General features: G+C 38.2%; 28 protein-coding genes and 1 riboswitch. Of the genes, 24 read left to right on the top strand and 4 right to left on the bottom strand.

What is annotated here, in order from left to right; genetic code table 11:
- The 4 genes from ACZSMY_RS10850 (at position 1) to ACZSMY_RS10835 (ending at position 3,403) form a co-directional block, all read left to right on the top strand.
- Positions 1–309 (top strand): hypothetical protein, encoded by a 309-nt coding sequence (locus tag ACZSMY_RS10850; protein WP_212928778.1) that lies wholly within the window; start codon positions 1–3, stop codon positions 307–309.
- Between the two features lie 191 nt (positions 310–500).
- Positions 501–2,402, top strand: coding sequence for a heavy metal translocating P-type ATPase (locus ACZSMY_RS10845; RefSeq protein WP_341173144.1), 1,902 nt, complete (start codon positions 501–503; stop codon positions 2,400–2,402).
- Positions 2,403–2,434: 32 nt separating this feature from the next.
- Positions 2,435–2,662: a heavy-metal-associated domain-containing protein gene (locus ACZSMY_RS10840; RefSeq protein WP_193063621.1), complete on the top strand. Its 228-nt coding sequence runs from the start codon at positions 2,435–2,437 to the stop codon at positions 2,660–2,662.
- 75 nt (positions 2,663–2,737) lie between these two features.
- Positions 2,738–3,403, top strand: coding sequence for a Crp/Fnr family transcriptional regulator (locus ACZSMY_RS10835; RefSeq protein ID WP_193063623.1), 666 nt, complete (start codon positions 2,738–2,740; stop codon positions 3,401–3,403).
- A 14-nt stretch (positions 3,404–3,417) separates the two neighbouring features.
- Here ACZSMY_RS10835 and ACZSMY_RS10830 read toward each other — a convergent pair whose 3' ends face one another.
- From ACZSMY_RS10830 to ACZSMY_RS10820, 3 genes are all read right to left on the bottom strand, one after another.
- Positions 3,418–3,984: a GNAT family N-acetyltransferase gene (locus tag ACZSMY_RS10830; RefSeq protein WP_193063624.1), complete on the bottom strand. Its 567-nt coding sequence runs from the start codon at positions 3,982–3,984 to the stop codon at positions 3,418–3,420.
- A gap of 141 nt (positions 3,985–4,125) precedes the next feature.
- On the bottom strand, positions 4,126–5,094 hold the full coding sequence (locus tag ACZSMY_RS10825) for a bile acid:sodium symporter family protein (protein WP_465147778.1): 969 nt from the start codon (positions 5,092–5,094) through the stop codon (positions 4,126–4,128).
- 341 nt (positions 5,095–5,435) lie between these two features.
- The gene (locus ACZSMY_RS10820; protein ID WP_193063628.1) at positions 5,436–6,383 is read right to left on the bottom strand and encodes a C40 family peptidase; all 948 of its coding nucleotides are present in this window, start codon (positions 6,381–6,383) and stop codon (positions 5,436–5,438) included.
- 574 nt (positions 6,384–6,957) lie between these two features.
- On the opposite strand from ACZSMY_RS10820, the gene ACZSMY_RS10815 reads away from it, so the two are divergent.
- The 15 genes from ACZSMY_RS10815 to ACZSMY_RS10745 all read left to right on the top strand — a co-directional run bounded on the left by ACZSMY_RS10815 (position 6,958) and on the right by ACZSMY_RS10745 (position 19,312).
- Positions 6,958–7,467 (top strand): hypothetical protein, encoded by a 510-nt coding sequence (locus ACZSMY_RS10815; protein ID WP_193063630.1) that lies wholly within the window; start codon positions 6,958–6,960, stop codon positions 7,465–7,467.
- Positions 7,468–7,478: 11 nt separating this feature from the next.
- The gene (locus ACZSMY_RS10810; RefSeq protein WP_193063632.1) at positions 7,479–8,507 is read left to right on the top strand and encodes a TFIIB-type zinc ribbon-containing protein; all 1,029 of its coding nucleotides are present in this window, start codon (positions 7,479–7,481) and stop codon (positions 8,505–8,507) included.
- A complete protein-coding gene (locus tag ACZSMY_RS10805; protein WP_465147777.1) occupies positions 8,504–9,289 on the top strand; it encodes a TPM domain-containing protein in 786 nt (261 codons plus the stop codon). Before ACZSMY_RS10810 ends, ACZSMY_RS10805 begins: the two co-directional genes overlap by 4 nt.
- 48 nt (positions 9,290–9,337) lie before the next feature.
- Positions 9,338–10,384: an SPFH domain-containing protein gene (locus tag ACZSMY_RS10800; protein ID WP_465147844.1), complete on the top strand. Its 1,047-nt coding sequence runs from the start codon at positions 9,338–9,340 to the stop codon at positions 10,382–10,384.
- 285 nt (positions 10,385–10,669) lie between these two features.
- On the top strand, positions 10,670–11,476 hold the full coding sequence (locus ACZSMY_RS10795) for an AraC family transcriptional regulator (protein ID WP_193063634.1): 807 nt from the start codon (positions 10,670–10,672) through the stop codon (positions 11,474–11,476).
- A 271-nt stretch (positions 11,477–11,747) separates the two neighbouring features.
- The gene (locus ACZSMY_RS10790) at positions 11,748–12,527 is read left to right on the top strand and encodes a sugar phosphate isomerase/epimerase family protein (RefSeq protein ID WP_193063636.1); all 780 of its coding nucleotides are present in this window, start codon (positions 11,748–11,750) and stop codon (positions 12,525–12,527) included.
- Positions 12,528–12,690: 163 nt separating this feature from the next.
- Positions 12,691–13,392, top strand: a complete 702-nt coding sequence (locus ACZSMY_RS10785; RefSeq protein ID WP_332094423.1) for a GntR family transcriptional regulator — start codon at positions 12,691–12,693, stop codon at positions 13,390–13,392.
- A gap of 14 nt (positions 13,393–13,406) precedes the next feature.
- On the top strand, positions 13,407–13,832 hold the full coding sequence (locus ACZSMY_RS10780; RefSeq protein ID WP_193063638.1) for a PTS sugar transporter subunit IIA: 426 nt from the start codon (positions 13,407–13,409) through the stop codon (positions 13,830–13,832).
- 12 nt (positions 13,833–13,844) lie between these two features.
- The gene (locus ACZSMY_RS10775) at positions 13,845–14,627 is read left to right on the top strand and encodes a PTS mannose/fructose/sorbose/N-acetylgalactosamine transporter subunit IIC (protein WP_193063640.1); all 783 of its coding nucleotides are present in this window, start codon (positions 13,845–13,847) and stop codon (positions 14,625–14,627) included.
- Positions 14,620–15,417, top strand: a complete 798-nt coding sequence (locus ACZSMY_RS10770; RefSeq protein WP_246529001.1) for a PTS system mannose/fructose/sorbose family transporter subunit IID — start codon at positions 14,620–14,622, stop codon at positions 15,415–15,417. Before ACZSMY_RS10775 ends, ACZSMY_RS10770 begins: the two co-directional genes overlap by 8 nt.
- 12 nt (positions 15,418–15,429) lie before the next feature.
- The gene (locus tag ACZSMY_RS10765; protein ID WP_212928786.1) at positions 15,430–15,921 is read left to right on the top strand and encodes a PTS sugar transporter subunit IIB; all 492 of its coding nucleotides are present in this window, start codon (positions 15,430–15,432) and stop codon (positions 15,919–15,921) included.
- Positions 15,922–15,939: 18 nt separating this feature from the next.
- Positions 15,940–16,656 (top strand): SIS domain-containing protein, encoded by a 717-nt coding sequence (locus ACZSMY_RS10760; RefSeq protein WP_193063646.1) that lies wholly within the window; start codon positions 15,940–15,942, stop codon positions 16,654–16,656.
- Between the two features lie 115 nt (positions 16,657–16,771).
- Complete coding sequence (locus ACZSMY_RS10755; protein ID WP_212928787.1) at positions 16,772–17,518, top strand: SIS domain-containing protein; 747 nt, start codon at positions 16,772–16,774, stop codon at positions 17,516–17,518.
- A gap of 126 nt (positions 17,519–17,644) precedes the next feature.
- Positions 17,645–18,307: a YczE/YyaS/YitT family protein gene (locus ACZSMY_RS10750; protein WP_332094354.1), complete on the top strand. Its 663-nt coding sequence runs from the start codon at positions 17,645–17,647 to the stop codon at positions 18,305–18,307.
- 6 nt (positions 18,308–18,313) lie between these two features.
- A complete protein-coding gene (locus ACZSMY_RS10745; protein ID WP_212928789.1) occupies positions 18,314–19,312 on the top strand; it encodes a hydroxyacid dehydrogenase in 999 nt (332 codons plus the stop codon).
- 101 nt (positions 19,313–19,413) lie between these two features.
- On the opposite strand, the gene ACZSMY_RS10740 is transcribed toward ACZSMY_RS10745, so the two are convergent.
- Positions 19,414–20,445: an aldose epimerase family protein gene (locus ACZSMY_RS10740; RefSeq protein ID WP_212928790.1), complete on the bottom strand. Its 1,032-nt coding sequence runs from the start codon at positions 20,443–20,445 to the stop codon at positions 19,414–19,416.
- A gap of 322 nt (positions 20,446–20,767) precedes the next feature.
- Here ACZSMY_RS10740 and ACZSMY_RS10735 point away from each other — a divergent pair, with 322 nt between their 5' ends.
- The 5 genes from ACZSMY_RS10735 to ACZSMY_RS10715 all read left to right on the top strand — a co-directional run bounded on the left by ACZSMY_RS10735 (position 20,768) and on the right by ACZSMY_RS10715 (position 25,954).
- On the top strand, positions 20,768–21,040 hold the full coding sequence (locus ACZSMY_RS10735) for a hypothetical protein (protein WP_193063654.1): 273 nt from the start codon (positions 20,768–20,770) through the stop codon (positions 21,038–21,040).
- A 77-nt stretch (positions 21,041–21,117) separates the two neighbouring features.
- Positions 21,118–22,512, top strand: coding sequence for a bifunctional metallophosphatase/5'-nucleotidase (locus ACZSMY_RS10730; RefSeq protein WP_212928792.1), 1,395 nt, complete (start codon positions 21,118–21,120; stop codon positions 22,510–22,512).
- 127 nt (positions 22,513–22,639) lie between these two features.
- Positions 22,640–22,948, top strand: coding sequence for a YunC family protein (locus ACZSMY_RS10725; protein WP_465147776.1), 309 nt, complete (start codon positions 22,640–22,642; stop codon positions 22,946–22,948).
- A 133-nt stretch (positions 22,949–23,081) separates the two neighbouring features.
- Positions 23,082–23,879, top strand: coding sequence for a sporulation protein YunB (yunB, locus tag ACZSMY_RS10720; protein ID WP_226894835.1), 798 nt, complete (start codon positions 23,082–23,084; stop codon positions 23,877–23,879).
- A 63-nt stretch (positions 23,880–23,942) separates the two neighbouring features.
- Positions 23,943–24,118, top strand: a riboswitch (Lysine riboswitch).
- A 273-nt stretch (positions 24,119–24,391) separates the two neighbouring features.
- Positions 24,392–25,954, top strand: coding sequence for a Na+/H+ antiporter NhaC family protein (locus tag ACZSMY_RS10715; RefSeq protein WP_256704941.1), 1,563 nt, complete (start codon positions 24,392–24,394; stop codon positions 25,952–25,954).
- Positions 25,955–26,049 lie beyond the last annotated feature (95 nt).

Here is a 26,049-nt window from a genome sequence, read left to right as displayed (position 1 = left end):
TTGGCAGGTGTATTTTCTTTTTTGAGTATAGTTCTATTCGCTTTTAATTTTTGGAAAAACAGAAAAGAGCTGAAAGCAACCTATTCAAAACTTCATGCTGTTCAAATAATCGGTGTTATTATCTCCTACTTGGTAACGATTGCGATAGCATTTGTGCTAATATACTATGCTGGAAACTGGCTGGTCAGCTTTATTCCATTTGCATTTCTCCGTTCGGCTGCATTTTTTGTAACGATAGCTGTCGTCCTCTTTTTTTGTTTAGATTTGCTTCATAAAGTATTAACGAGGATAACAAAAGGAATTTTGTAGGTTTATGTTCAAAATAGCCCACTGTTTGGGATTTATTTCGGTATATGTAAAGAAAGTATCTTTCGAGGATGCTTTTTTTATTTGTACAAATAACCGTTTTGCAAAATGAGTTTTCCTATCTTGATAAGCATCAATTATTTTCTCTTTCTTTCACGATAAAATGACAGTGTAATCGGATAGGGGGAGAGAAAATGAAGCTGCAGAGTTTCTTTATGAAACATAAGCATCCCGTTGTCTTGATCTGCGGAATGTTGATTATTACAGCATTTATTTCAAAATTTTTATTTGATTGGAATCCGGTATATTCACTTGCAATGGCAATGGCTGCAATTATCGGGATTCCGCCGATATTTATCCAAGCGTACCAAGCACTGAAAGTAAAAGTAATCAGTATTGAACTGTTGGTATCCATTGCTGTTACTGGAGCGTTTATCATCGGTGAATTCAGTGAAGCTGCTATTGTTATTTTCCTGTTTTTGTTCGGAGGGTTATTGGAACAAAAGACATTGGAAAAAACACGCTCTGCTATTCGGGAACTTACCAAAATGGCTCCCGCCAGCGCTTTACGAATCAACGGTGATAATATAGAAGAAATTAATATTGATGACGTAACGAAAGGGGATTTGCTCCTTGTTAAGACAGGAGCGCAAATTCCTGTGGATGGTATTATTCAAGAAGGAAAAGGCTATATCAATGAAGCAAGTGTGACAGGTGAATCCATGACAGCAGGAAAAACAACCGGAGAGAAAGTGTTTGCCGGTACAATTTTAGAAAATGGTACGTTGAAGATAGAGGCGGAGAAAATTGGAGAAGACACGACCTTTGGAAAAATTATTGAACTCGTGGAAGAAGCACAGGATAATAAATCCGAAGCGGAACGTTTTATGGATCGGTTTGCCAAATATTATACGCCGATTGTGTTGCTGCTTGCGCTTATTGTCGGTTTGATTTTTCAGAATGTCCATCTGGCAATTACGATTTTAATTTTAGGATGTCCGGGGGCGCTGGTTATTGGTGTCCCGGTCTCTAATGTTGCCGGAATTGGCAATGGAGCAAAAAATGGCATTCTAATCAAGAGCGGGGAATTGATGGCTGCATTCAGCAAGGCAGATACGATGGTATTTGATAAAACTGGAACATTAACGAGTGGCAAACCGGCAGTTTCTGAAGCGAAAGCATATACGGATGATTTGCAAGAAGCGCTTCGGTTAGCTGCGAGTGTGGAGAGAGAATCAGAGCATCCATTGGGGCAAGCAATCTTAGATTATGTGGGGAAAACCGAATATGCAAAAATTGATAAAACAGAGGTTGTGAAAGGACAAGGAATTATTGCTCACGTCGGTTCAGAGGAAATAATGATTGGTAATCAGACCTTCATGGAGAATCATGCTGTTTGGATAAATAATCAGGCAAAACAGGATTTACTTTATCTTCAACAGTCAGGGAATTCTACCGTATTTGTAGCAATCAATCGTCAATTAACACTGCTGATTGGTATCAAAGACCAGGTTCGGCCAGATGCAAAAAGAACGTTGCGTATTTTAAAACAAATGGGGATCAAGCGTTTTGTGATGTTGACAGGAGATAATCAGACAACGGCAGAGATAGTGGGAAATGAATTGGGTATAACGGAGGTTCATGGGGATTTCCTTCCAGAGGATAAGTCCAGCTTTATAAAACGGCTTCAAGAAGAAGGAAGAACGGTAGCTTTTATCGGAGATGGAGTGAATGACAGCCCTTCTATTGCTTTAGCTGATGGAGGAATTGCAATGGGAAGCGGGACGGATATAGCAGTGGAAACCTCTGATATTATCCTAATGCACTCTCATTTTAAAAAATTGATCCACGCCTTTGGTTTAACAAAGAAAACAACAGCCAATATGAAGGGAAATATCATCATTGCAGTGGGGACGGTGGTTTTTCTCCTCATCGGATTGATTTTTGGATATATCCACATGGCCAGCGGTATGCTGGTACATGAATTAAGTATTCTAGCAGTAGTTATCAATGGCATGCGTTTATTACGCTATCGTACGAAGGATGAAAAACTTGATAGCTATCAAGTACAAAATAAAACTTTAGAAGTACGATAGAAATATAAATAAAAGGAAAGTGGGGATTAATTATGGAAAAAGTAACGATTCAATTAGAAAGCTTAACCTGTCCGTCATGTATTCAAAAAATCGAAAGTGCTGTTCAGAAGCAGCAAGGCGTAGCAAAGGTGAATGTCTTATTTCATGCCGGTAAGGTAAAAGCAGAAATTAATAATAAGGAAACAAGTGCGGATAAATTATCAGAAGTCATTGAAAAGCTGGGGTATACAGTAGAAAATACAAAAGTACAAGGCGTATAATAGCGGAAAGACAATAACATGGCAGCTTTATCTATCTGCTAAAAAAAGCTGCCATGTTGAAAAGGAGGACTTGCCGTGAGCCAGGAGCATTTATGTGTAGCTGCAGTACCGCTTTTCCAGCATTTAGATTTAGAAGATCAAAGGATAATTAACCGGTTGGTAAAGCACCATATTTTTCAAAAGGGTGAACAAATTATTACTCCAGACGAAAACCCGCAATTAGTTGTGATTGCCCAGGGAAATATGAAGGTATATCAGCTTTCAGCGACTGGCCGCGAGCAATTATTAAGAGTTGTCGGACCGAACGGTTATGAAGGAGAAGGATTACTGCTTGGTGCCCAAAATGAAAATTTATTTGGGGAAGCAATGCAGAAAACAGAAGTCTGCCTGTTAAAACAGGAGGATTTTCAAAAAATACTATTGCAATACCCGCAAATAAGCTTGAAGCTGTTAGAAATCAATGCTCAAAAATTGATGGAGGCAGAACAGCAAGCACAATTTTTAATGATGGAAAAAGTAGAAAATCGTTTAATGACATATCTTCTTGATTTATATAAAACTGCAGGATCCAAGCAAGTAGAGATTCCTATGAAGATGAAGGAGCTGGCTTCTTTTCTGGGAACGACGCCAGAAACACTGTCTCGAAAATTGAAATGGCTAGAAGGAGAAAGACTTATTCAGAGGAAGGGAAGTATGATAAAACTGCTTGATAAAAAGGAGTTGGAAAATCGTTTGTTGTAATCGAGAAGACAGGTCTATTTTAAGACCTGTCTTCTCGTGCTGTAATGATGCTGCTCCCATTCTTCACGCAGCATCCCCATGCGGATGGAATCATAATATTCACCTTGATAATACCGGACCTTGCGAATTCGTGCTTCCATTTGCATCCCGAGTTTTTCCGCTACCCGAATCATTCGCATGTTACCGGACCAAGTTGTTAAACCGATACGAACTAACGGCAGTTGATTAAAAAGATGATTGATCCATAGTTTCAAAGCGCGAGTGCCGATTCCCTTTCCCCAGGATGCTGCTTCATGTAAAACAATACCAATCTCTAACCAGCAGGAGGGCTGATGCTCCCAATAATAAGAAATCGTACCAAGAATATGACCATCAAGCTCTACAGCCCAATATTTTTCAGAATTTATCCAATGCGCCTGTTCTGTTAAAAAAGCTTCATATGATTTTGCCTGATGCGGGAAATAGGGGGCATCCCATTTTTTCCATTCTGGCTTTTCTTCCTTAAATATCAACTCCCACAGACGCGGTAGATCCTTTTCTTCAATTGTACGAATGCTTAGATTATTGTCTGTATATTGCAATGGACGAATCTCCTTTTCTATTCCTTTTTATTGGGTATCGCTTTTTTGAAAAATGATTGAAAAGGAACGTGCCTCTACTTTTCAATCACCTGTGTCCTCTGTTTCATTTTTAATCAGCTCCACGAGGATAGCCTCAGCAAATTAAGCTATTTCTCTCTTATTTCCTTTTTTATTATTATTCACCGGTATTTTTGACCAGATGGATGCAAGGATAGACCCGCTGATTACATGCATCACAACGGCAATAGCACCTGGCAATGCAGCCAATGGCTGTGCAGCAAAATGGGCGCTCGCTAAGGTGGTGCCTAATCCAGCATTTTGAATGCCGACTTCGATGGATATTGCTCTTCTTGTCTCTTCATTGAGACGAAGCACTGTGGCAACTAAGAAGCCAAGCAAAAGTCCCGACCAATTATGCAAGAGAACTGTGACAAAAATATGCGCTCCTGAAGATGCAATATTTTCTGTATTTCCTGAAACAACTGCAGCCACTACTCCCGAAATAGCTATAACCGAAATCAGCGGCAAAATTTCTATACTTTTGTCAACTGCCACTGGAAAGAACCTTTGAAAAATAAGTCCTAACACAATGGGAACAATAATAACTTGAATGATAGAAATAAACATGGCAAACGGATTTACTGGGATCCATTGTCCAGCTAGAAGATACAAAAGCACTGGTGTCATAATTGGTGCCAGCATAGTAGAAACAGATGTCATCGTAACGGATAACGCTACATTTCCTTTAGCGAGATATACCATGACATTCGATGCAGTACCTCCGGGAACAGATCCTACTAAGATAATTCCAGCTGCCAGAGCAGGCGGTAAATTTAAAAGTTTTGCAATTCCAAATGCAAGCAGCGGCATAATGGTGAATTGCAGAATAACGCCAATAATAACTGGTACAGGTTTTGTTAACACCAGCTTAAAATCGTTTGGTGTCATGGTGAGCCCCATTCCAAACATAACGATTCCGAGTAATATGGTCATGTAATTGTTTAACCAATTAAAACCGCCAGGCATATAGAAGGCGGCAACAGCGACTAAAATAGTGATGAATGCAAAATACTTATTCGAAAAATTACTGATGTGAATGAATAATTTCATACTTCTATGATACTCCCTTACTTCAATATAATAGAATAGGATTCCGTATTTTATTTTGATGCACATTTTCTGAGTATGTATAGACAAGAAATAAACTTTAAGTTTGGATAGACGGAATAGAATGCACAAACTTTGCGATAAATAAATAATATCGGATTAGTCTGAAAATAATGTTTATGTAAAATATTCCTTTATCCCTTTTTTCGGAAATCCTTCTAATAAATTGTTGACAAGTATATCGCAAAAAATTTAAAAAGTCTATATAAAATTTTCAATGCTAGAAAAGAATAAAAAGCAAACATAAAAAAACAAGCGCCAGGTTGCGCTTGTTTTTTTAACTATTAATTGAAAGATTTTGCTCCAAGGTAATGTTGCTGCCAATAATCAACGCTCATGTCAGCTACAACCATTGCACCGCTGCCGCTGCTTGCGTGGATCATTTGGTTGTTACCAATGTAAATTCCGCTGTGAGATGCGCCAGCTGTATCATATGTTCCTTCAAAGAAGACAACATCGCCAACGCTTGGAGAATCTACATGAACTCCGTCATTTGCCCACATTTGGCTGTGTGTACGGGAAACATCGATGCCTACTTGGTCAAACGTATAGTTAATCAATCCGCTGCTGTCCAATGCAGAAGGATTTGATTCTCCCGGAGTGTATGCTCCAAATTGATATGGGATTCCTAAAGCACTTTCAGCTGCTGCAACGATGTCAGAACCGCTGACAGAACCAGATTGTGTTCCTGCATTGTCTTCGGATCCGGAATCATTCGAGACTTCTTCAATAACAATGTCATTCTCAGTTGTTTCTTCTGTTGCTTCCTCTTCACTAGCTTCTGATTCTGAAGCTTCTTCAGAGCTTGGAGCGGATTCAACAGGAGTACCTAGTGCATCAGAAGTAGCTGGTCCTACAATACCGTCTTCTTGCAAGCCTTGATCAGATTGGAAATCTCTTACGTCTTGTTCCGTAAGCTCTCCAAAAATACCATCTACGTTACTAGAAGAATAGCCTTGATCGTGCAATGAACTTTGTATATTTTCTACCTCTGAACCGGAATCACCTTGTTGAACAAGAGAAGAGTTAACTGTTGCAGAAGGTGTTTCTTCAGAAGATTGTTCCTCTTGAGCTTCAGGGAGGCTACTTTCTTCGTAGGTGATATCTCCTTCTGTTGATCCTTCTCCCGCATTTGCTAATACACTGGAGCCTACTACTGGAGTGAGTGCTAACGTTGCAGCAAACGCAGTCGAAATAACATATTTTTTTGCATCAAGATTCAATGGTGCCAAAAGAATTCCTCCTTAAGAATGTTTATATTATTTTGTTGAAAAACAGAAACCTATGTAGCAAGATTTCGCTCAAATCGTGGTATGGCCGTCCGTTAATCTCCTATTCTATGATGTATTGTATATAGGGGAGTACAAATTGATTGAAACAGAAGATAACGGACTGAAACCAACCCAGACCTGATTCAGCTATATTTTCGCTGAACTTTTATTTTTTCACTATATACAAGGTAACATAGAGATATCACAAGAAGGTGTCCAAATTTTTAAAGGTCGGTAACAAATTATTAAAATATATTACATCAATCGACAGGTTTCGAATCAAGTTCTATCAACAATTTCAGATAAATTTACGGTTTTTTCATTTCATTTTCATTTCGAAAAGCTATTAATATTACAATCTTGTAAAAGAAATCGAAATTTTTAAAAAGGTAATTAGAATTTTAATAGAAAATAAGTTATCCTTATAAGGTAATTGATTATTTTGAAACGTCCTTACCGTTCTGAAAAGGCAGTGAAACCTTTTGTGGAGTTCAAACGTACAATTATTTAAGCGAGGCAGAAAGGATGATTCAGAATGCGTTTTTTTAAAGGCCTTTTTTCATCTGAACGAGAAGCGAAGAAAAACAGACAAAAGCTGCAAAAAAACAGAAAAGAAATGGATAGCGTAATGCGGGAAATGCACGCTAAAATAGACACTATTCAACTAAACATTACCAGAACACAGGAAAAGCTAATAGAGCAGCAAGGACTGGCAGATAAGTTTGCCAGATATGAAGAAAGCTCGGAACAAGCAAATGAAAAAAGCCGATTTCAAATGCAAAAAGAAGCGGCACAGAAAGAAATTGAAAAATTACAACGCCAAAAATATGATTTTGAAACACAGATGGTCCCTTTCCAGCAAAGCTATGACCGAATGCGTCAAACATTTTCAGAAACCTTTGACCAGCTGGATGCTTTAGAGAGGGAGACCTCTGCGAAAGAAAATGAAGCCGATATAATGAAATACACAACAGCACAAGAAGAGAAGATCCAGTTTGAGCTTGCTGAAGCAGAGGCGCTGCTTGAATTGCGATCAGAAAAATGAGGTGAAGACGGATGTTAGTGCATTATAAATGTCCCAACTGCGGGGCGGATATGGAATTTGACAGTGCTTCCGGTCATTTGGCCTGTGACAGCTGCGGGCATGAGGAGCATATTGATACGTATGATGACGTGAATATCTCGCAGTCCTTTGAGGAAGACGAGGCGAAGGAATATCATTGTGAGAATTGCGGTGCTATTGTTTTAACTGATGCAGATACAACGGCGACCTCATGCAGCTTCTGCGGGGCCGGGGTGGTGCTTGCTGACCGGTTATCCGGGGAGTTGGCACCTGCGAAAGTAATTCCGTTTACCATTAGTAAAGAAGAAGCAATGGAAGCATTTAAAAAATGGTGTAAAAATGGCAGGTTGACGCCTAAGGGCTTTATGACTGCAGACCGTGTGAAAAATATTACAGGAATGTATGTCCCTTTTTGGATGTACGATTTAGACAATGATGTAGACGTAAAGGCAACAGGTACCAAAGTACGCACGTATCGGCGCGGCGATTATCGTTATACGGAAACCAAGTATTATCGTGTGCATAGAGATATTGATATCAGTTATTTAAAAGTGCCGGTCGATGCATCAGAAAAAATGAATGATGAGCTGATGGATAAAATAGAGCCTTATGATTATAACAAGCTGGAGGATTTTAAAACGCCTTATCTAGCAGGATACTTAGCTGAAAAGTATAATTATACCGATGATGAATTATTTGACCGGGTGAAGGCAAAAATTCAAGGTTTTATGGATACGTATATAGCTTCCACCATCCGGGGATACAGCTCTGTAAGCTATCAACAAAAAAACATACGCACCAAGAAAGCAAACAGCTACTATGTCCTGCTGCCAGTCTGGATGGTATATTACGATTTTGATCAGCAAGAGCATACCTTTGCAATGAATGGGCAGACTGGAAAAATTGTCGGAAAGCCGCCGTTGAGCTATTCGAAGGCAGCGCTTTGGTTTTCCAGCATTGCTGGAGGGTCTTTTGTTTTATTTAAAGCAATAGCGATGATGCTGGGCGGTGATTTACTATGAAGAAGTTTTTAATTACGGCTGGTATACTTGTACTTATATCTTTCCTAATGCTGCCTGCAGTGTCTGCAGAGAAGCAGTATATTTATGATGATGCAAACATATTTACAGATAATGAGCGGACGGATCTGGAGCAGAGGGCGGCTGAATATAGTGAAGAGAACGAGATTGATATCCTTATATTGACGAAGGATGAGTCTGATGGAAGAGGTATCCAAAAATATATCGATGACTTCTATGATGAACAGGGCCCCGGATATGATGGAGAACATGGAGATACGGTATTTATGGGGCTTGATTTTTCAGGACCTTCCGGAGAAAGAGATATTGCGGTAAGCGGATTTTATAAGGGAGAAGAGTATGTTGGCCCTGAGCGTGCGCAGCAGCTTGCCGATGATTTAGTTCCTGATTTACGAAATAACGATTATTACGATGCCAGCTTATTATATTTTGAAAAGGTAGAGCGATATATGGGTGTGAACCCGAGTATCAACCCGGACAGTATTTTTCTTCAAACTTGGTTCCAGTTGCTGGCTGCTGTTATAATTGGTGCAGTTATTGTAGGTTCCATGATTTTTAATATGGGCGGCCGTGTGACGACGAATGCAAGTACGTATCTTGATGCAGATAATTCAAGAATTAAAAGCAAGTCAGATAGATATTTACGTCAAACCGTTACGAAAACGAAAATTCAGAAGAACAACAGCGGCGGAGGCCGGGGAGGCGGCAGTATAGGCAGAACTGGCGGCGGACATTCCCGATCTTCCGGGCGTGCAAAGTTTTAATTATGGATTGAATGAAGGTATTGAAATAAAGAAAGGATGAACAGAATGATGGGCTTTTTTAGAGGGCAATTAGCAAATGTGATTGAATGGGAATCATTTCGTGATGATATGATCTTTTGGAAATGGAATAACAACGAGGTGAAAAAAGGGAGTAAATTAATTGTTCGCCCGGGCCAGGATGCTATTTTTTTCAACCAGGGAAAAATTGAAGGGGTTTTTAAAGAAGAGGGCGAATATGAAATTGAATCAGACATTATTCCTTTTTTATCTACCTTAAAAGGATTTAAATTTGGATTTAACAGCGGAATGCGTGTGGAAGTGCTTTTTGTCAATACAAAACAGTTTACTGTGAAATGGGGCACAAAAAATGCGATAAACATACCTTCTCCACAGCTTCCTGGCGGTATACCGATCCGTGCTAATGGAACCTTTCAGTTTACAGTGAAAGATTATGTGAAGCTGATAGATAATATCGCAGGCGTCAGAGACAGTTTTCTGGTGGAAGACATTCGCCTGAGAATTACTGCTGTTTTAGATCAATTATTAATGAAGTGGATTACCAGAGAAGGAAAGGATATGTTTAATCTTCAGGCGAATTCCTTTGAAATCGGCGAGGGTATCAAAGAGGATTTAGATAAGCAAGTCAATCAGGATGGTTTTGAGATTAAAGGTTTTCAAATCATGAGCTTTAATTATCCAAAAGAAATCCAGGATATGATTACAAAAACTGCTTCGCATGGCATGATCGGCGATATGGGACGGTATAAAGATGTCGCTATGACGGATGCGATTGCTTCCGGGAAATCAGATGGCGGCAATTCCGCAACAGATATGGCCGGAATGATGATGGGAATGCAGATGGCAAAGGAAATGATGAACGGTACGAATGACCAAAATACAGCAAATCACCAGCAGTCCAATCAGGGCGGACAGCAAAATCAGGGTGGACAACAAAGCCAGAATCGACAGACCGGAAACCAGCAGAATGCTTCTGATAATGAAGGAAGCGAATCAATTCCAAACTTCTGTCCGAATTGCGGAAGTAAAACACAAGGAATGAATTTCTGCGGGAATTGTGGACATAAGCTGGTTTAAATACGAAAAATAGATTAAAAATAAGGGTGCTGTCTTGGAGGAGATAGTATCCTTATTTTTTAGATGGACGATATGAAATGACATGCTATAAAATAAATGTAGTAAAAGAACAGAAATGTTAGATGAGAAAATCAAGAAAAAATAATTAATGCTAAACATGATTTTAAAGTAGTTATTATGTTTTAGCGTAACGTTAAAAGTCTATTTTGTTTACAAGTATTTAACAAAAAATGTATTACATCTAAGAATTAATTAAAGAAAGCACACACCAAAGGAGCAGTTATAATGGGATATCGTATTCGTTTAAAAGAAAATAAACATTCGAATAGAAATCTTGTAAAGAAACACCATCATAAGGTTCACCAGATTCTTTATGCTCTCGAAAATACAGGAGAGATTACATTTAATAATCAAAAAAACACTTTTTTTCAAGATAGTCTGGCATTTATCCCGCCATATTCAGACCACTCTATTACATCAGAGGGGAAAATGACAGTACTTGTGCTTGAGTTTGATGTGCTCCATTTGGATTCGGATATTCAAAAGGTTTTAGAAATGCAGGATTTTAGCAATCCGAGGTTAATTGATTTAAGTCCATTTGAAGCAGGAAATGTAAGACAGTTACTTCGCAGGATGCTTTATGAGCAAGCACAAGGGGATTTGATTAATGTAGTAGCTGTAAAAATCTATCTGGAAGAATTATTGCTGATTTTATTTCGAAGTCAAAAAGAATTAAATATTACGGATGCAAATGTGCTTCGGGCTGAACGTTTAAAAGATTACCTCGAAACACGATATTTTGAAATTAGAGATGCCAATGATTATTCTCAAAAGCTTGGGATAAGTACCAGACATATCAATACGATTTTTAAAGATCAATATGATATGACACCGATGAAATATTTAAATGAAGTAAGAATGGAAATTGCCAAAAAATTACTCATGGAAACCAATAATGATATTGCATCTATTTGTTTTGAAGTAGGTTTCGAAGCAATTTCTACCTTCTATAGAAAATTTAAAGCGTATACGAATATCTCTCCTCAGAAATTCAGGAATAAATATCAATATACAAAGGAGTCAGATAGCTGAAAGAATATGCTGATATTTAGTATATTCTTTTTTTAGTTTATTTAAAAAAAGAAGGTATACACCTTCAAAAGTTTATTTCCGAAATTGAGAATTTTATTCCGCCTTTAATAAGACAGCTAAAAAAATTTTTCGTATGATAAGCGTAAGTTGTTAAAAGAAAGCTATTAAAAAACAGCATACAAATAGAAGCGATTTAGATGCTATAAAACGGTAAGTTATTTTTTCTAGTGGACTAACAGGAAAGAAAAATAAATTTGAGAGGAGGAAAAGGATGTTTCAAATAGGCTTATGTTCTGTAACCTTTAGAAACTTATCTGTAGAAGAAATAATAGAAGCTGCTAAAAATACGGATATACAAGGAATAGAATGGGGCGGCGATATTCATGTTCCGCCTGGTGACTTAGAACATGCTGCGTATGCTGCTAATATAACCCGGCAAGCAGAAATAGATATTATCTCTTATGGTTCCTATTATCGTCTAGGGGTAAAGGAACAACCATTTTCTTTTGAAGCTATCTTAGATACTGCTGAAAAATTGACGGCTCCTGCCATTCGAGTATGGGCTGGAAATATTGGATCAAGCGAAGCAACAGAAAGACAATGGGAAAAAGTGATAGAGGATGCCAAACGAATTGCTGATTTAGCAGAAAAACAAGGAATTCATATTAATCTAGAGTATCATGGCCGAACTTTAACAGATACGGCAGATAGTGCCATACGGCTAATGAAGAAAATTAATCATTCAAACGTTTCCTTATACTGGCAGCCCTCGCCATTTGAAACAGTGAATAAGAATGTGAAGAGTATTGATACCGTAAGACAATGGCTTAGCCATGTTCATGTTTTTCATTGGCAGCTTGTTGAAAATAACGTCATTGTGTATCCTTTTTCAGCAGGTATTTCTGATTGGGAAAAGTACTTACAACAACTAGAAAAGCAACAAGGAATGTGTTATTTAATGATGGAATTTGTGAAAGAAGATAGTATCGAACAATTAAAGAATGATGTAAAAGTGCTTCAATCAATAATTACATCATATTCCGCCAAGTAAAGGACAAACATAAATTTAAATACTAGCTTATTGCAAAACGAAATGCCTGGATTGATTGCAAGGTGTAGGGAATTGGATGGATATCAACTTTATGAAAACAATGCTATTATTTTTTTATTTTAACTTAATATATTAACTGATTAACTAGTTAGGAGGTTATCTTATTTCTATTCCAAAATATCTGCAAATCAAGCAAAGTCTTCTTTACAAGATTAATAACGGAAAGTTTCTTCCAGGAGATAAGTTTTACAGTGAAGCGGAGTTGAAAAGAGAATACAATGTAAGCGGTATTACTGTAATTAAGGCTTTACAGGAGCTGACACAGGAAGGTTATCTTGTACGTTATCAAGGCAAAGGGACTTACGTTTCCAAAGGGAAAAAAGCAAAAGTAGTGCGTTTTTCTGATCAGGAAAAATATCAAGGGAAGCAAGAATCTGTCCGAGTACTAAATGTAGAAAAAATGACAGATCCACGAATAGCTAAAGAATTAAATATTAACAAAGAGGAAGCATTTTACTTAATCAAGCGCGTACGCATGATTGATGATTTGCCGTTGCTTGTCCAATACTCTTATGTTTTATCTGAATTTATTAAGGAAGATATTGGAGAGTTAGAAGCATTTTCCTCAATTTATGAAAAAATAAAACATGATTTTGAAATTAATCTTTTCCAGGCAGATTCGACAGAAATAACAGAAATTTGTTTCCCGACGCCGTCTGAGGAAAGTAAGCTGCTTGAGATTGAAGGCGATAAACCAACTGCGTTCATACGCAGATACACGTACTTACTAGAAAAAAGAGTGGTGGAATATATTGAAACGTATAAGCGTTGGGAGTATTTCAGCAATAAAATAGAACCTTTATAAAAGGAGTTGGACAAATGAATATCTTGTTAGTATCTCACCATGGAGTAGCTGGTGGTCTAAAAAAAGCAGTTGATATGATTACGGGAGAACAAGAAGAGCTTTCTATTATCGAACTTACCGAAGCTGGTGTTCAGGATTTTTCCTCAAAATTGGAATCTTATTTGGAACAATGGAAGCGTTCTAATAAAAAAATAGTGATTCTTGCTGATTTAAAAGGGGGAACGCCCTACAACCAGGCGGTAGCGCTGACACATAAATTAGAGATGGAACAAAACGCCTTTGTTATTAGCGGAGTTAATCTGCCGCTAGTCTTGGAAACACTCTTTTTAGATGAAACTGATTTTATGATTTCTGACCTTAATCGGGTTATTGAATCTTCAAGAAGTGCAATTTTTAAAGCGGATCCACTTGAATTGAATAATAATGATTTAGATGAATAGGGGGCAGTAAGGATGGAGATTGTCTGGTGGCAAGTATTATTAATAACGCTGTATGCAGCATTTGCAATTTATGATGGAAACAACACAACAATGGGATTTGTTAAACCGACAATGGCAGGTTTTTTTGCCGGGCTGATTCTTGGAGATATGCAAACAGGATTGATTGTCGGAGGGACGTTGAATTTACTGGTGCTTGGAGTTGGAAATTTCGGCGGTGCATCGATTCCAGATTATATGACGGGTGCATTGATTGGTACAGCTTTTGCTATCTTTTCAGGCGAAGGAGCTGAGTTTGGGATATCCTTAGCAATCCCGATTGGCTTGTTAATGGTTCAGCTCGATGTTCTTGCCCGATTTACAAACACGTATTTTCAAAACAGGGCAGAGACCTTTATCAAACAAGGGAACCTTGATAAAGCTGCCAGGATGGGGTTATGGGGATTGCTTCCTACTTCTCTGTCTAGAATGATACCCGTGTTTTTAGCACTTGTATTTGGTGCAAGGTTTGTAGAATCTATCGTGAACTATATGCCTGATTGGCTGATGAGTGGTTTGAGTGTAGCTGGCGGAATGCTTCCTGCACTAGGTATAGCCATATTATTACGATATTTACCTGTGAAGGAAAATATCCCTTATCTTATTATTGGATTTGTCGTAGCAGCATATTTAAGTATGTCTGTATTAGGAGCTGCACTTGTTGGACTAGCTCTGGCAATTTTAGGATATCAGCGGTTCACTAAAAATAATGATAACAATGATCCTGCGGTAGCTAATGGAGGGATGGGCGATGAGTAAACGAAAGATGGATCGTGAGTTAAAGAAAGTATTTTGGAGATGGTTTTTCTTTGGACAAGCAAGCTGGAATTATCAAAAGTTTCAAGGGTTAGGATATTATTTCAGTATTTTGCCGTTACTTAAGAATTTATATAAGGATCCCGAAGAACGCAAAACAGTTGCCATGACACATATGCAATTTTTTAACACGAATAATACGATGGCCCCTTTAATATTAGGTGTAAATACAGCTCTTGAAAGAGAGAAAAGAATCAAATCAATGGAAGCAGTAGCTTCATTAAAAACAGGTATGATGGGACCGCTGGCCGGGATTGGTGATACGCTTTTCTTTGTTATACCTACTACCATCATAGGTTCCATTGCTTCCTATTTAGCACTTGAAGGAAACCCAATCGGTTTGATTCTTTGGATTGTGTTTGGATTTATTCGTCTTGGTGCCATGCGTTTCTTTGTTTGGTCCGGATACCAAGAAGGTGTGAGACTCGTAACCGAAATAGGCGGCAGGTTAAAGAATCTTACAAAAGCTGCTAATATCCTTGGAATTACCGTTGTAGGTGCGCTTATCCCAACGGTGGTTACAGCAACTTTTGGATATGAGTTCCAGCAAGGGGAAGTTACACTTTCTATACAAGAGCTTGCTGATCAAATTTTGCCATCCCTAGGTCCAGTTCTTGTTGTTGCAGTCACTTATTGGATGCTGGGTAAGAAAAAGTTAAATTCAACACGCGTTGTCTTTATTCTAATGGCACTTGGGATTATTGCTTATAATTTAAAAATATTTACAACATAAGGAGAGATAGAAATGGAAGGAATTGTACATGTAAGAGTTGACGATAGATTAATTCATGGACAGGTAGCTACTCGATGGTCTACTGGTTTAAGGGTAAACAGAATTATGGTAATAGATGATATCATTGCTGCCAGTGATCATGAGAAAGCGGTATTAAGAATGGCAGCACCATCAGGAGTAAATACATCTATTTTGCCATTTGAAAAAGCAGCCGCAAATATTAAAGCAGGCAACTATCAGGGACAGCGTGTTTTACTGGTTGTTAAATCACCAGAAATCCTAGTTCGTCTGCAGGAGGAAGGATTGGAGCTGCCACAGGTCAATATCGGAAATCTTTCCAATCGTTTTGATACAGTGCAAATCAAAAAATCAGTAAGTCTCTCAGCAGATGAAGAGAAAGCGATTCAAACACTTCTTAACAGCGGGGTGAAGGTGACAGCTCAAATGGTGCCAGATGACCCGGAAACAAGCATTGAAGTATTTTTGAATAAAGCCAAGCGATAAGTAAGAGGAGTGAATGCAGTGAACTATGTCGACCAATTTTATGCGAAAATAGATTATATTTTAAAGAAAATACGAACAGAGCAACGGGAGAATATTGAAAGAGCAGCCGATATCCTGACAGAAACGGTTGAACGGGGAGGTATTATTCAATCTTTTGGCTCGGGACATTCTTTCGCAGCTGCCATTGAAGTTGCTGGCCGGGCAGGAGGATTCGTTAACTCCAAGGCTATCAAAGAGTTTTACGGAATCAATGGCTGGTTTGAGGTAATTGAAGGGGTTGGTGATGCGTTTATTCGTTTAGTCGACCAGCAGGATGAGGATTGTTTTATTTTTATATCCAATTCTGGGAAAAACCCTTTGCACATTGACATGGCTAAATATATAAAAGAAAAAGGGAATAAGCTGATTGTTGTTACAAATTTAAAAGATTCTCAAAATGCGAAAAGCCTGCACTCAAGCGGAAAAAAATTATATGAATTTGCCGATGTGGTCCTGGATAACTGTGGAGACCCTGGAGACTGCGGAATAGATATACCGGAATATGGAATGAAAACAGGTCCTACATCTTCTATTTCAGCAGCTTACTTACTTGATAGTGTTGTTTTACAAGCAATCGAAAATCTAGTGAAAAAAGGTATCGAACCGCCGATAATGAAAAGCGCCAACGTGGAAGGCGGCCGAGAATACAATGAGTCATTAATCGAAAAATATAAAGATAGAATGCATCGCGTTTAAACTAGAATGATTATCTCCATTTAAGAGAAAGGAAGGGCTGCCTCTTAAATGGAGAATAACCAATGGATAAGAAGGCCGTTTCAAACTTTAAACCAATTATTCAAGGGGGATTATGATGATAAAGAAGTATTATCAAAAAGTACAAGAGCAGCTTGAAAATACGTTTAATAAAGAAACAAACGTTATGCAGAAAGTGAGTGAAGTAATCGCAGATAAAATAAATGATGGCGGAGTTGTTTATTTATTCGGATGTGGTCATTCTCATATTTTAACAGAGGAAGTATTCTATCGTGCAGGAGGACTTGCACCGATTTATCCTATATTGATTGACGAATTGATGCTTCATCAAGGCGGGGCAGCATCTTCTCAAAAAGAAAGAAAAAATAGATATGTTCGTCCATTATTAGCGGAATATTCCATTACTAAGAAGGATGTGCTAATTGTCATTTCTACTTCAGGCATCAACCCAGTTCCAATAGATGTCGCATTATATGGGAAAGAACATGGAGCTGTTACAGTGGCATTAACCAGTACAGCATATGCTGAACAGCAGCCTTCCAGACATGAAGACGGGTTATACTTGAAAGATGTCTGCGATTATACAATAGATAACCATGTACAGGTTGGAGACGCAATGTTAAGTAATTCTGACACAGGTATTCGTTTTGCCCCATCGTCCTCTGTGATTGGCATTTCGATTCTTCAAGCTATTTTAGCAGAAGTCACTGATTTACTTATCAAAACAGGGCAAGTTCCACCAGTATTTCTGAGTGGAAATATTACTGGTTCAGATGAACACAATAAAAAATTACTAGATATTTACGGAAAAAAAGTGCCGCTGCTTATTAAAAATATGGAATGAGATTGTCCAGGGCAGGGAGAGAAACGTCCATAAAACAGGATTTTATTTTTCCATCGCTAACTATCTATGTTCAAAAAAATAAAAAGGCAGCTATTAAAATATCGGAATATTTATGGAAAGAAGTGTATGTATTTGGCACAATCCAATCTATTAAAATCTTATGGGCTTTTCTTGCTGAGTCTTTTCATTATGGGACTCGGCATTAGTCTGGTTACACTTGCACATCTCGGTACTACTCCTATTACGAGTCCGCCATATGCATTTAGTCTATTCTTACCTATTAGTTTTGGAATGCTGACGATGCTGTTTAATCTTCTTTTTGTCTTAATCGAAATAATAATGATGGGCAAAAATTTTCCCAGAGTTCAGTATTTGCAATTATTAGTAGGGCCAATATTAGGAATAGCTATTGATTCTTGGTCTTATCTCCTTATTCATATCCCGCAACCTTATTACTGGGTTCAATTAAATATGGTTGTCATTGGCTGTGTTATTATTGCATTTAGCACGGTGATACAGTTGAAGGCACAAGTGGTAAATAATCCGGCTGAAGGAATTGTAAAAGTGATTTCTTACAAAACTTCACAGGAGTTTGGAAAGGTAAAGCTTTATTTTGATATAAGTTTGGTATGCTTAGCAATGTTTATTTCGTTTATCGTATTTGGTTCTGTTCAGGGTGTTCGAGAAGGAACCATTATATCAGCTTTGATTATTGGACCGCTTATTAAACTGTTTCAGAAACAAAAAACAAGCAGCAGTATTTCTGCAATGCGTCGGTCAAAGGAGTAAAAACATATGAGAAAAGGTCTGTTTATAATGGACGAAAATTTGTTTGAAAAAGTCTATACACCTGATATACAAAGAGAGATTTCGCAATATATTGATGTTATTGGAAAACCATTGACCAAATATAATTATCAAGAAGAAGGTAATTTATTAAAAGAAGCAGAGGTTATTTTCTCTGGATGGGGTGCTCCGGTATTTGATCAATCGTTTTTAGAAAAAACGCCATCTTTAGAAGCCATCTTTTATGCAGCTGGAACAATGAAGAAATTATTATCAGACGAGATATGGGAAAGAGACATAAAAGTTACCACAGCTAATCAGGCAAATGCCATTCCAGTAGCAGAATTTACATTAAGTGAAATTCTATTTTCTTTAAAAAACGGTTGGCAGCTATCCAGATGGCTAAAAGAGGAAAAAAATTATATTAATGGTATGTATCAGCCGCTAATCGGCAATTATCAAGCAACGGCAGGTATTATTTCTTTGAGTCAAATCGGCAGGAAAGTAACGGATTTATTACGGCATTTTGACTTGAATGTATTAGCTTATGATCCATTTGTAAACGAAGATGAAGCTAGTAATTTAAATGTAGAGCTTTGTTCTTTAGAAGCGATTTTTAAACATGCAGATGTTGTTTCATTACATAGCCCGCTTTTGCCCGAAACAAAAGGAATGATTAGAAAAGAGCATTTTCAGTCTATGAAGCAAAATGCAACATTTATTAATACAGCTAGAGGTGCTATTGTTCGAGAAGATGAGATGATAGAAGTTTTACAAGAACGTACAGATATTACAGCTGTTTTAGATGTGACTTATCCAGAACCGCCAGCGGAACAATCCAAATTATACACTCTGCCTAACGTTGTTTTAACACCGCATATAGCAGGAAGTTCTGGTAATGAGAGGGCTCGTTTAGGGGCTTTCATGCTGGAAGAAGCAAAGCGCTTTACGGCAGGTGAGCCGCTTCAATACAAAATAACGAAAGAATCATATAGGAATATGGCTTAACTTCAGAAGGGAAACGAGTCATCTTCCAAAAAAAGCGAATCCTGTTCAATCGGATTCGCTTTTTTTGGAAGGTTATTTCGTGCATTGATAAAATCAGAAAGCTAATTCGTGCCAAATGTAAAGGTAGTTGATTTGTTATAAACATCACCTGCTTTTACAACGATGGACGGCAGTCTATCTTGATAGAGTGCTAAAGGTGTATTGGAAGTCTCAAAACAAACCCCATAATGAGCTGGGGCAGTCCCATTTTCTAATAGATATCCTTGTGAACCCTGATTCGCAGTATACATCGTCATACCAGGCTGGTTCGTTTCTATAGATAAGGTTCTCCCACAGGTGGGCTCATAAATTTCTATTCTGTTTTTAGCGTTCTTAAATAAAAAATAATGATCATATCCATCGGCTAAAGCTAATTGTTCAGATTCAGATAATGAATGCACCCCTTCTCCCAAGCGAGCTCCATATCGAAAATCGAATGCTGTATTTGACGTATCCAGAAGCTTTCCGGTAGGCAGCAGATTTTTATCCAATTCTATGATGGTGCTGTCCGGCATAGTGACATGATGCTGATAAATAGAATTTTGCACATTTCCGGTTAAATTAAAATAACTATGATTTGTTAAAGAAAGGGCGGTTGTTGCATCTGGAACGGCTTGATAATGTATAGACAATTCGTTCTTGCTGGTAAGACTATAAGTGATAGAGACATCCAAATTACCAGGGTGCCCGCCTGCAAAAGTGACATCATTCGTCGTTAATTGTAATTCGATTGCCGATTCTGTTTTGTTCACTTGTGTATCCCACAGAATTTGATGAAAGCCATTTGTTCCACCATGCAGATGATGGTTACCTTCATTTTTTTCCAGCTGCCAGCTCTGCTGATTAATCTTAAATCGCCCGTCAGGTATTCGTCCAGAAACTCTGCCAATCAAAGCACCTAAATATAATGGGTTATTTTCATAATCATGATAATCTTTAAAAGTCCATACAATATTTTCCTCGTTTCCATTTCGATCTGGTGCATATAATTTTGTGATGATTCCTCCATAATCCAGAATACTAATTTCAATCGTATCATTGGTTAGTGTGTATTCTTTCCAGCCGTTTACGACTTCTTTTACTTGAATATTCATTTTCTCACCTTCAGTTTGAAAAACAACGCAATGTGTTTTAGATTAGTTGTAATCGTAAAGCTTTTGATGCTTTTATTGTAGAGAAGTAATCTTAAAAATTAATAAGATACCAACTAAGATAATTAAATTAATTAACAAACTAATTTAATTTTAACTTTGGAAGATTGCTTTGGAAATAGGGAAAAAGTATATTTGGAGGAAACCCTTTCGTAAACCTATTTAAAAAAACAGTTTTATCTTGGAAACATGGATTCTTCTATATAAAATAAAATCAATGCGTTTGTAAAAAACTCCCTCGCTTTCATCTATCCAGCAATGTGATATGATTACAGTAGAAAGTTGGTTTGCTGGTGGTATTCGTTATTCTTTTTTTCGGCAGTTAAAAGGAAAAAAACCACGAAATGTAGATGCTTCTGAAAAAGAATTTCGCCAGGCGGAAATGGGAACGGAAATATATACATATAAATTTCAAATTATACCTGCTGTTGCGCTTGGCAACATAGAGTGGGCATATGTGCTTTTCTTTATACCGGGGGAATGGATTGGGGCAAACTGGGTGCGTTCACCAATCAAAAAAATTCAAGTTCGCTCTTAGAGCTGCTTTTGAGAATCTTATTAATTGTGATGGGGATTCGCATGATTTTACAAGGAATTGGTTAGGGGCGATGAAGTATGTCAGAAGAGAAAGTTTACTTTTACTATACAAATGATTTACATAGTCATTTTGAACAATGGCCTAGAGTAACAGCCTTTTTAAAAGAAAAGCAGGGCCTGCGGAAAGAGAATAATGAAGCTGCCTTTACAATGGATATAGGAGACCACGTTGACCGCTCTCATCCAATTACAGAAGCTTCAAATGGGTTAGCCAATGTGGAGCTGCTGAATGAAGCAGGCTATGATATCGTGACGCTGGGAAACAATGAGGGGATAACGCTTTCCCATCAAGAATTATATCAATTATATGATAAAGCCGATTTCCAAGTGGTCTGCAGTAATTTATTCAGCAGAGATGAATTGACGCCATTTTGGCTGAAGCGGACACACACTTTTATGACAGAAAGCGGGATACGGATAGGTGTCTTAGGTTTAACGGCACCGTTTAATGCCTTTTACGAGCTGCTTGACTGGCATGTAGAAAATGAATTTGACATTATTGAACGTTATATAGAAGACTTGAAAAAAGAATCGGATATTATTGTGCTTCTTTCCCATTTAGGAATTTCCGTTGACCAGGAGATTTCCCGGCGTTATCCGGCAATTGATGTGATTATCGGGGGACATACGCATCATCTGTTAAAAGAGGGTGAACTGGTAAATCAGACCTTAATCACTGCAGCGGGAAAGCATTGCTACTATATCGGTGAAGTGGAGCTTATTTGGGATCATAAGGAGAAAAAAGTAATTTCGAAGGAAGCAGCAGCAATCAGTCTGCAGGATACAGGAAAGGATTTGGAGACGGAAGAACATTTACAGCAGCTATTACAACAGGCTGACCAATATCTGGGTCAGGCGGTAGCAAGTGTAGAAAAGCCGCTGGAAGTAAACTGGTTTGGAGAAACCCCCATTATTGATTCACTGACTAAAGTGCTCCGAAGATGGACCAATGCGGATATAGCTATGCTGAATGCTGGCGTGCTGTTAGATTCGCTGCCTGCCGGGGCAATCACAAAAGGGGATATACACCGAATTTGCCCTCATCCAATCAATCCCGTCCTTGTGGATTTAAAGGGGGATCAAATCATAGAAACGGTCAGAGCGGCATTATCTCCTGCTTTTACAGAATTAAAATTAAAGGGCTTTGGTTTCCGCGGGGAAATCTTAGGGAAAATGATTTTTTCAGGCATTCAGGTCGAGACAGCCTTTCATCGGAATGGGGAAGTGTATGTGAAGCGGGTGTATACTGAAGATGGTTACCCTATTCATCCAGACAAAGTATACTATGTTGCTACTGCAGATACTTTTACTTTTGGCCAGCTCCTGCCGGAAATTGCCCGTTCTGCAAAAAAACAATATTTTGTCCCGGAATTTTTGCGTGACTTATTAGTATATGCTGTCAAACAGCATTGATTCATTTCCATTCTATCACGGAGAGCCGTCCGAAAATTCCCGCTGAGTGAAGTTTCGTTTTATGTGTGACGTTCTTTAGCCCCTCTGCATACACTTATCACGAGAGAAAAACAGAGGGGGCATTTTTATGATTACGGTAGAACCTCTTGAGGTGGATGGAATTATTTTTACAGCAGTGAGTGTGGAATTGCCGCAAACAACCTTATTAACAATCAGCAATGATGTAGGGTATATTATGTGTGCAGCGCTCGATGTGGATATTTTTAATGAAATACCTAAGCTGAAAGAAAGAAACGTTGTCGCCGGCCGGGCAATGGGAGTAAGAACCATTGATCAATTGCTGAACGCTCCGTTGCAGAAAATAACAGATGCATCGAAGGAGCACGGCTGGGAAGTCGGGATGACAGGAAAAGAAGCATTGCTTAAAATATCATAATACATGGAAAGACACTTTTTTTGTTCTTGCAGGGGACAGAAGAAGTGTCTTTTTACATGTAAAACCAATCCATTTTCCTTTGTTCTAATTCCCTTCCATAATTGCATAAATTATTACGAAGGGGGTTGTTGCATTGAAACTTAAAAGAAGATATCGATTTCGAAAGCGAACGGGAAGAAAAAGAAGAATGCCCCCCTCTCGACGCTCCATTCTGATGCTGACGTTAATTTTATTCTTTGCAGTAGTGGGCTTTAGTTTTTATTTGATAAACGTCAAAATTGAACCGATTGTTATTGATATTGCCAAACGAAAAGCGGATGAATTTGCTACGAGAGCGATTAACTCCGCTGTATATTATGTAGAGGAATATGGATTTGAGGATATCCTGAACATTACCTATGACAATGAAGGAAATTTAGTAACATATAACCGAGATCCTGCAGTTATCAGTGAAATCAACCGGGTAGCTACTGACCGGGTAGAGGAGTATTTTGCGCATGTGAATCGGGGGGAGCAGCTTGAATTTGAGCATAATCTGCATGAGCCTTATGACTATGAGGGCGGTGCGGATGGCAGGGTACAGATTGATCCTACGCTGATTGAGATTCCTTTAGGGCAAGTAACGGGAAATTCTGTACTGGCTAATTTAGGTCCTAAAATTCCTATTAATATGGAAGTGGTTGGAGCAGTGCGGACAAATGTGGTCGAGGATAAAGAAGAATTTGGGATTAATGGAGCTTGGGTTTCCCTGTATATCAATGTAGAAGCAGATGTACAAATTATTGTGCCATTTACCTCCGAAGTTAGAACTGTACATACCGAGCTTTATTTAGATGGAGGCGCAATTATGGGAAAAGTGCCTGATTTCTATGGCGGGGATGGAAATGCTCCTGATATTGCCGTACCAAAAGATGATTTGCAGAGCGACTGAATATGTAGTATAGTACAAATTAGTTGAGAAGATATTTATAATTGAATAAAAACCTTATCAGATCGGTGAGGTAGAGGCGCAGATTAGATGAGTATCCGGCAGGAGAATGACAACGAAGATTGCTGGAGAAAGGATAGTTTGCCGAAGTATATAAAGAGGTCATGCTTTATATTGCTGGCATATTACTGAAAAAGTATTATGCTGTCATGTAATGATTTACATGGAGAACTACTGATCGAAATGGAGGATAACGTGAATTGGTGAAACAATGATAGGTTATTTTCTATCATTGTTTTTTTGCGTTTTTAAAGGGTAATTTGTATATGTTTTTACTGTGAAACAGTACTTGAGTATGATAGATATCCCTGTGTCTTACTTTCCTATTTCGAATCGGTTATATGCACGTAATTATTTCAAAAGGAACTGCAGTTTCCATTATTCATTACGCGTCGTTGACCTTATTCAAAATGCTTAAATACTCAGCTCGAAAATAAATCGTTGGAGGTCTTAACATGGAAGGTACGTTTTGGTCACTGATACCTGCAATTGTCATGCTGATATTAGTGGTGTTAACAAGAAAGGTTCTTATCTCAATAGGAACAGGGATTGTTGTAGGAGCATTATTATTAAATGATTTCCATATATGGGGAACATTAAAAGAAATATGGACGGTATTTTATACAATTTTTTATGCAGATGGAGCCTTGGAGATGGGGAATCTATTATTAATCAGTTTTCTTCTCTTTCTGGGCGTGCTTACTGCGTTTCTCCAAGCTTCTGGCGGGGCTAAAGCTTTTGGAGATTGGATGCTGCGTCGGGTGAAAACACGTACCGGTGCGGAAATCATGACTGCTGTAATTGGATTGATTATTTTTATAGATGACTATTTTAACAGCTTAGCAGTTGGACAGATTGCAAGACCTGTAACAGACAGGCAAAAAATTTCCCGGGCGAAACTGGCATATTACATTGATTCCAGTTCTGCTCCCGTTACCGTAATCGCACCTATATCAAGCTGGGGAGCCTATATTATTGGTATTTTAGGCGGGTTATTTGCAGCAAATGGAATTACAAATTTGCAGCCGATTGAAGCATTTATACAAATGATTCCATTAAACTTTTATGCGATTGCTTCGATTGTTCTGGTGTTTATTGTGGCGTATTTTCATTTTGATATCGGTCCGATGCGCACGCATGAAAAAAGAGCAAAAGAAAAGGGAGAACTGCTGGATCCAAAAAGAAATCAGGTTTCTGGGGATTTAGGTGATATTTTTGATCCGCATAAGGATGGAAAAGTATTTCATTTAATTGTTCCTATCATTGTCTTATTTATTGTTACCGTCCTTGCTATGATTGTGACAGGGATTATGGAAACAGAAGGGAGCGCATCTATCCTTGATGCCTTTGCCAATACGAATGTTAATCTTTCCTTAATTATTGGCGGTGTTGCAGCTGTTCTTACTTCTATTATTTTTCATATGCAGCAAAGAAAACCGCGCTCAGACATGGGACGTATTTTTATTGAAGGCTTTAAAACCATGATTCCTGCAATTAATATTCTCGTTCTTGCGTGGATGATTGGTTCGATTATCGGTGCTTTAGAGACTGGAAGCTATTTAGCTGGTTTAGTAAATAATTCCTCTATTTCTGCAGATTTTCTGCCGGCTATTCTGTTTATTATTGCCGGTTTAATGGCTTTGGCAACCGGGTCATCATGGGGAACTTTTGGCATTATGCTTCCGATTGCAGCGGAGGTTATGGCGAACACAGATATGGGGCTATTTTTACCTGCATTAGCGGCTGTATTAGCCGGAGCAGTGTTCGGTGATCATTGTACACCTATTTCTGATACAACAATTTTATCTGCAACCGGAGCCGGGGCGCACCATATAGACCACGTTATTACACAGCTGCCTTATGCTTTCATTGCTGCTTTTACTGCTTTGATTGGTTTCTTGGTTATTGGACTAACTCATTCTACGTGGTTAGCTTTAACTGTAACGCTTGTTCTTTTGGCTGGGATTGTCTGGATTACTCATTTCCTGATTAATAAAAATAAAAAGAAGGCATCTTAACAGAAGGCTTGGAATACATTTTAGTATTCCAAGCCTTTTATGATGTAATAAGGGTATTGCAATTAAATCCTGCTATTTCCATAATTAGATATTTG

Source organism: Oceanobacillus sp. B139/18 (assembly GCF_055524595.1).
This window is presented reverse-complemented; position numbering and strand designations above follow the sequence as displayed.

Excerpts from the sequence above, each read along its gene's own strand:
- ACZSMY_RS10750 (WP_332094354.1), top strand. The coding sequence starts at position 17,645 with ATGTATTTGGCACAATCCAATCTATTAAAATCTTATGGGCTTTTCTTG.
- ACZSMY_RS10800 (WP_465147844.1), top strand. The coding sequence starts at position 9,338 with ATGGGCTTTTTTAGAGGGCAATTAGCAAATGTGATTGAATGGGAATCA.
- ACZSMY_RS10790 (WP_193063636.1), top strand. The coding sequence starts at position 11,748 with ATGTTTCAAATAGGCTTATGTTCTGTAACCTTTAGAAACTTATCTGTA.
- ACZSMY_RS10725 (WP_465147776.1), top strand. The coding sequence starts at position 22,640 with ATGATTACGGTAGAACCTCTTGAGGTGGATGGAATTATTTTTACAGCA.
- ACZSMY_RS10805 (WP_465147777.1), top strand. The coding sequence starts at position 8,504 with ATGAAGAAGTTTTTAATTACGGCTGGTATACTTGTACTTATATCTTTC.
- ACZSMY_RS10795 (WP_193063634.1), top strand. The coding sequence starts at position 10,670 with ATGGGATATCGTATTCGTTTAAAAGAAAATAAACATTCGAATAGAAAT.
- ACZSMY_RS10815 (WP_193063630.1), top strand. The coding sequence starts at position 6,958 with ATGCGTTTTTTTAAAGGCCTTTTTTCATCTGAACGAGAAGCGAAGAAA.
- ACZSMY_RS10765 (WP_212928786.1), top strand. The coding sequence starts at position 15,430 with ATGGAAGGAATTGTACATGTAAGAGTTGACGATAGATTAATTCATGGA.
- ACZSMY_RS10740 (WP_212928790.1), bottom strand. The coding sequence starts at position 20,445 with ATGAATATTCAAGTAAAAGAAGTCGTAAACGGCTGGAAAGAATACACA.
- ACZSMY_RS10755 (WP_212928787.1), top strand. The coding sequence starts at position 16,772 with ATGATAAAGAAGTATTATCAAAAAGTACAAGAGCAGCTTGAAAATACG.
- ACZSMY_RS10745 (WP_212928789.1), top strand. The coding sequence starts at position 18,314 with ATGAGAAAAGGTCTGTTTATAATGGACGAAAATTTGTTTGAAAAAGTC.
- ACZSMY_RS10840 (WP_193063621.1), top strand. The coding sequence starts at position 2,435 with ATGGAAAAAGTAACGATTCAATTAGAAAGCTTAACCTGTCCGTCATGT.
- ACZSMY_RS10845 (WP_341173144.1), top strand. The coding sequence starts at position 501 with ATGAAGCTGCAGAGTTTCTTTATGAAACATAAGCATCCCGTTGTCTTG.
- ACZSMY_RS10780 (WP_193063638.1), top strand. The coding sequence starts at position 13,407 with ATGAATATCTTGTTAGTATCTCACCATGGAGTAGCTGGTGGTCTAAAA.
- ACZSMY_RS10715 (WP_256704941.1), top strand. The coding sequence starts at position 24,392 with ATGGAAGGTACGTTTTGGTCACTGATACCTGCAATTGTCATGCTGATA.
- ACZSMY_RS10735 (WP_193063654.1), top strand. The coding sequence starts at position 20,768 with ATGATTACAGTAGAAAGTTGGTTTGCTGGTGGTATTCGTTATTCTTTT.
- ACZSMY_RS10825 (WP_465147778.1), bottom strand. The coding sequence starts at position 5,094 with ATGAAATTATTCATTCACATCAGTAATTTTTCGAATAAGTATTTTGCA.
- ACZSMY_RS10810 (WP_193063632.1), top strand. The coding sequence starts at position 7,479 with ATGTTAGTGCATTATAAATGTCCCAACTGCGGGGCGGATATGGAATTT.
- ACZSMY_RS10775 (WP_193063640.1), top strand. The coding sequence starts at position 13,845 with ATGGAGATTGTCTGGTGGCAAGTATTATTAATAACGCTGTATGCAGCA.
- ACZSMY_RS10770 (WP_246529001.1), top strand. The coding sequence starts at position 14,620 with ATGAGTAAACGAAAGATGGATCGTGAGTTAAAGAAAGTATTTTGGAGA.
- ACZSMY_RS10730 (WP_212928792.1), top strand. The coding sequence starts at position 21,118 with ATGTCAGAAGAGAAAGTTTACTTTTACTATACAAATGATTTACATAGT.